Here is a 6050-nt window from a genome sequence, read left to right on the forward strand (position 1 = left end):
CTCTGCCGTCGGCTTCGGCGAGGTGTCGCCACGCTTCAAGCTCGTCCTGGCTCAGCGAGATGCCCACGCGGTGTGTGCGCTTGGCATCGCCCATCGCCGGGCGGCCCGCGCCTTTGCGGGTCGCGGAATCGGGTTGCTCGAGCTGCGCCTCGCGGCGTAGCGCGGCTTCGCGGTTCGACTGCGCGATGACGTCCTGGAGCCACGCGGGCAGCTCCTGCTCTGCAAGAGTTGCCGGCTGGTCGGCAGCTGCCGGGGGCGTCCCGTGGGCCGGCGCGGGGCGACCAGCGTGTCGATCGATCGGCACGATGCTCCTCCTTTGTCTGAGCCCTGGCGAAGACCGCGACCGGCAGGTCGCCCACGCTCTCCGCGTAGGAGCAAGGTGGATTGAGTGGGACACGACGGGGCAGTGAGGAACGAACGGTGCGCCCCGTTGTGTCACGCTCAATCATACCTTGCATCGTTTCCAGCGCTCCGACGTAGGAGGAACACAGCGCGCTGGAAACAGGGGCCGGGGACCGGGCCGGTCGCGGCCGCAAAGGAGGGACGACGCGCGGCCGGGTCGGTCCCCGGCTATCGACGCGTAGCGTCGATGTACGACCCCGACGAGGGGTCGTGGGGCCAGCCGGCGCCGGATCTTCCAACGTGCCACGCTGCCGCGACGTAGCTCGAGCGAATCAGCGTGCGTCGCTCTTCTCGACGAACTCGAAGGAGACTCGGGAGAAGTCGGCGCCGTCGAAGACGGTCTCGAGGTAGTCCCGCGTTTGCCGCTCAGCGTCGTCGAACGAGTCCCAGCCGGACTCGGTCTGCGTGATCAAGTCCGCGCTGCCGAGGATGTGCAGCTCCCATCCACTGGACCATCGATGCGCCTCTACTCGCACACTCATCGGTTCATGCGTCATTGCACTCTCCTCTCTTTGCGACCATGCATAGCGTGTTCCCCGCTGCTGTGGCTCGAGGGTCGTGGCGAGGTGCGAGGCTTCGAGTGGTCAGCTTTGGTCCCACAGATCTACTCGGATGCGGCGCTCGGGATCGACAGATCGCAGCGTGTCCATCGCTATCTTCTTCGCCTCGCGCGCGGTCGCGGTTCGCGCTCCCCCGGGACGTTCGCTGGACTGCTCGGCACGGACGAGTCGTTGGCGAAAGTTGCTCTCCTTGAGAGCTTCGATCCAACTGGCGAACGCAGCGGCCGGGCCGGTGAACGTCGTCGGATACCCACCCCAGGTCTCCTGCTCGACCTCACCCGCCAGCGCACGGGCATCGAGGTCGCCATAGTCGTGTAGATCCCCCAGGTAGCCCAGGCGCTCCCCCGTGCTCGCGTCCTTGAGGTATCCCGACCAACCCAACACAACGATCACCACCAGTCCTCGATGTTGGTTCCAGCATGACAGCGGGAGCGCCATGTGTAAACATTGTTTACCATGAGTCAGATCTACGATTCTGCCAATGAGAAGCGCGGTCTGGAGCGGCTGGGGGACAAGGTCGTCTCCGTCCGTATGGACTCCGAGCTTGTGGCCGAGCTCGACCGGCTCGCGCAGCACACCGGGCGCTCCCGTGGGTTCTACCTACGTGCTGCCGTGCAGGAGATGCTTCCGGTCCTCAAGGAGCGGTACTGGCACCACGACACCGAATCGCGCAGCCAGGAGCTCGACAAGTACAGCCGCTTCATGGATCAGTTGCATGATCCGACGCAGGAGGAGCGCTGACGCGCTCGAAGGAAATGGCTCCGTCCGAGTGTGGTCACCGCGTAGCCGGCTGCTTCCGGCGAGAGTGCCTGATCCAGCAACTCATCTACGGGTGGTACTGACATGCTCAGAGCAGGAGGAGAGTCCAGTCTGCGGGCCCGTGTAGGAGTCACAAAGATGGAGTTCGCACCCGAGAGGGCGCGGGGGAACCGTATACCGCTTACGGCTTCGCGCTTTTAGTGGAGAGGGGCGGGCGACCGCGTCTACCCGGGAGCCCAAGTGCTTTGCGGAGCTCCTGCGTGCGGCGAAGGCTGAGGCCCAACTCTCGAGCGAGCTCTCGTGTCGTCGGGACTTCCAGGCCTTGGCGCCGATAGTTGGAGATGAGCGCGAGCAGCTGCCCCTTGTGCTCGTCGGTGCTGTAGGAGCGAAGGGCGTTGGCTGACGAGAGGTTTGCTCGCTGTTGTTGTGCGTACTCGCTCTCCGGGTCTTTCCATCGTTCGGCGGCGCGCTGGCCTCCGCGGCGTCCGAGGGTTGCTAGGGCTTTGCGGCCGGCGCTGGACATGCGTGTGGCGCCGCCTGTACGTGTCGTGGGGTTCGTGACGCCGGCGGTGACGTACCCGCGGACACGGCGGGCCATGGTGAGACGGTCGCGCATGGGAGGCATGTCGGGTTCGCGGCCATCGCCTCCGACGGCTTGGGCGACGTTGTAGCCCCGCTCGTAGGCGTCGATGAGCTTCGCATCCTTGAGTGCCTCTCCGGCCTTCTTGAGGCGGTGTGCTGTGGCCAGAGCGTGGCGGAAGGCGGTCTCGTCGCGGGCGGCTCGTCCTGTGCTGATCCACATCACTCGAACACCGTCGATCACGCCTGCCGCTGCTGGCGCGATCTGGGCGGTCTCTGGCAGCTGCTCAGCGAGTTCCCGCAGCATCTTCGCTTCAGCCGTGGCTTTGCGGGCTGCTTCGATACGGTCTCGACCGCTGGGGTACTGCTTCTCCCCTTCGCCTCGTCCGGGGGTCTGTGTGTTGGTCATTCTTCGAACCTCCGCCACCAGGTCTGTCAGGCGAACGATCTGGTTGTGCTGGCAGTGCCAACGGTATGCGGTGGGGTCGCTCGACTTGTGGAGGGGCCACCTGGAGAAGCGGTGGCTGAAGGCGAGGTCGCCACCGAGGAGCTGGTTCAGCTCGGTCGTAGCGATCGTCAGGAGACGAGTGTTTGGGCTCGAGCGTCCCTCCCCCGCGTAGACCGGGTCGATCAGCCAGATCGCCTGGGCTTTTCCGTTGAGGGGGTTGATCCCCAGCCAGGCAGGGCCGTAGCCGGCGACAGCTAGACGGTCCAGGACGGTGTGGACCTTGGAGTGGAGATTGGTGACCTGCCCGCCGCTCTCATGGCTGGGCCGGTCGATGTCCAAGACGAGCGCTGCCGTGTACTGGGGATGGGTCAGGACGGCGTACTGGCACCGTTCGAGTGCTGGCGTCCCGACAGGGAACATGCGGGGCTTGGTCTCCCCTGTCTCGGGGTTCTTCTTCCAGGCTTTCGAGAAGTCACGGTCTCGGCTGGCCTGGAAGGCATCTCTACCGAGGTGCTGCAGGAAGGTCATGGCCTGGATGTCGTCCCACCCGCAGGAGCGGATCCCCGGTGCGCTCGGCGCCGCGAACAGGTCGGGACTGTAGCTGTGGATCGCCTGGCCGGTGGATGGGTCGGTCCACTGTGAGGGGCGCGGGCCCGGCTCGAGGTCGTCCCACGGGCGCAAGGAGGTCGGCGGCTGTGCCGTGGGAGACACGCTGGGCGTGTCCCCTCCCCCACTGTCGGGAGACGAAGGTATGGTCATGACCAGGCTTTCTCCCCGAAGTTCATAGTTCGGGGTGAAGCGAGCGTCCAACTGGCTGCCACCGGTTGGGCGCTCATTTTTCTGTCGTTGCGTCGACGCTACACGCCAGACTGCAGTACGCGGCGCTTTGTCGTATCCCCCTGCGTGTCGTTGACCTGCGTCGACACCTCTAGGCCTGGCCATCCCCCCATTTCCCCATCTGGGGCTAGCAACATCTGGGTGGACGGGGCTGTGCACAGTTGGGGGAGTGGTCTTATGGTGGTGGGCATGACCACTGTGATCACATGCCTGAACCCGAAGGGCGGGGTGTCCAAGACGGTCACGTCGATCTTCGTCGCGACGGCCCTCGCTGAACATGGCGACGTCACTGTCGTCGACGCTGACCCTCAGGCGTCCGCCACTGAGTGGGCTTACAACGCGCAGGACGGGGGAGTGGCGCTGCCCTTTGAGGTAGTCCCGGGCTCCGCTGCGACGATTCGCCGTGCCCTACCTCGTACGCAGTTCGTTGTCATCGACACCCCTCCGGGTGTCGCCGAGGTCCTCGATGCCGCAACGGCTGCAGCAGACCTCGTCCTGATCCCGACCCTGCAGTCCAGTCTCGAGCTGTCTCGAGCATGGTCGGCGCTTGAGGCGATCGGGGATACGCGAGCGGCTCTGTTCCTGGCCCGAGCCGAGACTGGATCGACGACGTTCCGTCTCGCGCGGGCAGCGCTGCGCGAAGCGGCAGGGGAGCGCGTGCACGCTCTCGAGAGCTATATCCCCAAGCGGGAAGCCGTGCGTCAAGTCGCCGGCATCTCCCGACCGACCGAGCTGCATGGCTACGACAAGTTGGCCGCAGAGATCCTGACGATCCTTCAGGGAGCAACCGATGCCTAAGAACACCGACAAGTTGGGTGCAGCCATGGGACGCAACCCGCGCAGCGCCGGCAAGGGCTTCGCAAGCAGCTTCGCCGAGAAGCCGGTCGTCGAGACCGTGCGCCTCGCAATCGACCTCGACAAGGACTTCCACCGCCGGCTCAAGATCGCGGCCGCTGAGCATGGCATCAGCCAACGAGACCTTGTGCTGAATGCGATCCAGAAGGTCTACCCAGAACTTAGGGATAAGTAACCCCAGATGGCCGGATGGGGGTCTGGGGGAGGGGCGCTGAGTGAGTCCCTGTCCGGGGCGAGCGAGCAGTCCAAGCGTCTTGCGCTTCGAGAACGCCTTCTTCCATGGCATGCCATCCCCAGTGCTTGGGAAAATCTCGGTGCCCAGATTGAGACTCGTCGCGAGTTCTCGTTGCGGTCGGTCCCTCATGTGGCTCCGCTCGGACAGCTCTTCAGTGTCTATCGCAGCCCAGGCGGGTACGTGCACATCTACAGGTGCATCACGGTGCTGGGAGCGGTGAGACATCCTTGGGCAACGCTGGAGGGCCTGGCTACGCCCGAATGGGCGACCGAGATGATGCTGAAGGAGTCCACAGCACGGATCGACGAGCCCGACGGCGTACCCGAGCGACCGGCCCTCATCATCAAGCAGGTGCAGGTCGCCTACCCGCTACAACACACCGGCCTCGCGACTTCCCTCCTTCGAGACGTGGTGCGCGAGTTCTACCCAGATCACGTCATCCGCGGTGAAGCCCCGAGCAACGATGCCCGCGCTTGGCATCACCACCTCAACGCGATCTGGCCCTCGCGCATGCTCCGCTTCCCGGAACGCCACGGGGATGGCCGGTCTGCATTCCACCGCGTATCGCCCGGAGCTCCGCTTGACCCGCAGGAGCTGGAGCGCACCTAGCACCACCCACTCCCCCAACTGGCCGGCTGGGCAAATAGGGCTCAGCTCTCATGGTGACGCTCCGACCCGAATCGCCACACTCCATGGCTTCATCAGCGGGCGGACGACGCTTTCAGCACCGCAGAAGACCGACCTTCACCTGCCGGGTGGCCCAACGCAGGATGGAATCACTGGTGCATCCCGGCCACCTGCAGAAGCGAGTTCACGCCCACGCCATCGTGATCGGTGTCGTGCGTAGGTTCCGGTTCAGTGTGGGGTGAGCGAGCTGTGATGATCTCGAAAATCGGGAGGGGGAGTCCGGGCCCGCGTGCGATGTCGCTCGCGGTGATGCCGGCGTGTTCGAGTGCCTCCAGCGCACCGGGCAAAGCGGCGGCCGGAGTGGGCACCCTGCCGGCGCCTGCCGAGATCGGACGCTAGTGACCCAGTTGGCAGCGACATGTCCCCGTCAGCTGGTAGCCTGTAGCCAATCGTTCAGCCCGGCCGGATTTATTCGGTGCGGGCTGGATCTCTGTCTGGGGGCGTTCGATGACGAACATCAAGAAGTACACCGAGGTGGCAGCCCAGATCGAGCTTCTCCGCAAACGAGGCATGGTTGTCGACGACGGAGAGGCAGAGCACTGGCTCTCGCATGTCAACTACTACCGCTTGAGTGGCTACTGGTTCGCGTACCGGCGCGAGGCTGATGCTGGTCAGCGACTCGATGAGTTCGATGAAGGAACATCGTTCCACGACGTAACCCGCCTGTACGAGTTCGATCGAAAGTTGC

At 64.8% G+C, this 6050-nt stretch carries 8 protein-coding genes and 1 pseudogene; 5 read left to right on the top strand and 4 right to left on the bottom strand.

Going from position 1 to position 6050, the window contains the following annotated elements; translation table 11 throughout:
* From ACT3SQ_RS18760 to ACT3SQ_RS18770, 3 genes and pseudogenes are all read right to left on the bottom strand, one after another.
* Nucleotides 1-304, bottom strand: a pseudogene (locus ACT3SQ_RS18760) (hypothetical protein); the annotation flags it as partial.
* 370 nt (nt 305-674) lie between these two features.
* A complete protein-coding gene (locus ACT3SQ_RS18765) occupies nt 675-899 on the bottom strand; it encodes a hypothetical protein (protein ID WP_444502720.1) in 225 nt (74 codons plus the stop codon).
* An 87-nt stretch (nt 900-986) separates the two neighbouring features.
* Nucleotides 987-1400 carry a hypothetical protein gene (locus ACT3SQ_RS18770; RefSeq protein WP_444601584.1) on the bottom strand — a complete coding sequence of 138 codons (414 nt, stop codon included), beginning with the start codon at nt 1398-1400 and terminating at the stop codon, nt 987-989.
* Between the two features lie 18 nt (nt 1401-1418).
* On the opposite strand from ACT3SQ_RS18770, the gene ACT3SQ_RS18775 reads away from it, so the two are divergent.
* Nucleotides 1419-1703, top strand: coding sequence for a ribbon-helix-helix domain-containing protein (locus ACT3SQ_RS18775; protein ID WP_444502722.1), 285 nt, complete (start codon nt 1419-1421; stop codon nt 1701-1703).
* A gap of 199 nt (nt 1704-1902) precedes the next feature.
* Here ACT3SQ_RS18775 and ACT3SQ_RS18780 read toward each other — a convergent pair whose 3' ends face one another.
* Nucleotides 1903-3276 carry a replication initiation protein gene (locus ACT3SQ_RS18780; RefSeq protein ID WP_206516194.1) on the bottom strand — a complete coding sequence of 458 codons (1374 nt, stop codon included), beginning with the start codon at nt 3274-3276 and terminating at the stop codon, nt 1903-1905.
* A gap of 498 nt (nt 3277-3774) precedes the next feature.
* Here ACT3SQ_RS18780 and ACT3SQ_RS18785 point away from each other — a divergent pair, with 498 nt between their 5' ends.
* The 4 genes from ACT3SQ_RS18785 to ACT3SQ_RS18800 all read left to right on the top strand — a co-directional run.
* Nucleotides 3775-4383 carry an AAA family ATPase gene (locus ACT3SQ_RS18785; protein ID WP_444601585.1) on the top strand — a complete coding sequence of 203 codons (609 nt, stop codon included), beginning with the start codon at nt 3775-3777 and terminating at the stop codon, nt 4381-4383.
* Nucleotides 4376-4615, top strand: a complete 240-nt coding sequence (locus ACT3SQ_RS18790) for a hypothetical protein (protein ID WP_443353232.1) — start codon at nt 4376-4378, stop codon at nt 4613-4615. The genes ACT3SQ_RS18785 and ACT3SQ_RS18790 overlap by 8 nt, the downstream gene beginning before the upstream one ends.
* A gap of 333 nt (nt 4616-4948) precedes the next feature.
* Entirely contained in the window at nt 4949-5284 is a 336-nt protein-coding gene (locus ACT3SQ_RS18795; protein ID WP_444601586.1) for a hypothetical protein, read from the top strand.
* Nucleotides 5285-5809: 525 nt separating this feature from the next.
* Nucleotides 5810-6050 (top strand): Abi family protein (locus ACT3SQ_RS18800; protein ID WP_444601587.1); only part of this gene is annotated, 241 nt, incomplete at its 3' end.

This window comes from Brachybacterium sp. AOP42-C2-15 (assembly GCF_052377065.1).
In the GTDB taxonomy this organism is placed as follows: domain Bacteria; phylum Actinomycetota; class Actinomycetes; order Actinomycetales; family Dermabacteraceae; genus Brachybacterium.

What these genes read in the sequence shown, in the direction of transcription:
- ACT3SQ_RS18790 (WP_443353232.1), top strand. Translation starts at nt 4,376, where the DNA reads ATGCCTAAGAACACCGACAAGTTGGGTGCAGCCATGGGACGCAACCCG.
- ACT3SQ_RS18775 (WP_444502722.1), top strand. Translation starts at nt 1,419, where the DNA reads ATGAGTCAGATCTACGATTCTGCCAATGAGAAGCGCGGTCTGGAGCGG.
- ACT3SQ_RS18780 (WP_206516194.1), bottom strand. Translation starts at nt 3,276, where the DNA reads ATGACCTTCCTGCAGCACCTCGGTAGAGATGCCTTCCAGGCCAGCCGA.
- ACT3SQ_RS18785 (WP_444601585.1), top strand. Translation starts at nt 3,775, where the DNA reads ATGACCACTGTGATCACATGCCTGAACCCGAAGGGCGGGGTGTCCAAG.
- ACT3SQ_RS18795 (WP_444601586.1), top strand. Translation starts at nt 4,949, where the DNA reads ATGATGCTGAAGGAGTCCACAGCACGGATCGACGAGCCCGACGGCGTA.
- ACT3SQ_RS18765 (WP_444502720.1), bottom strand. Translation starts at nt 899, where the DNA reads ATGACGCATGAACCGATGAGTGTGCGAGTAGAGGCGCATCGATGGTCC.
- ACT3SQ_RS18770 (WP_444601584.1), bottom strand. Translation starts at nt 1,400, where the DNA reads ATGGCGCTCCCGCTGTCATGCTGGAACCAACATCGAGGACTGGTGGTG.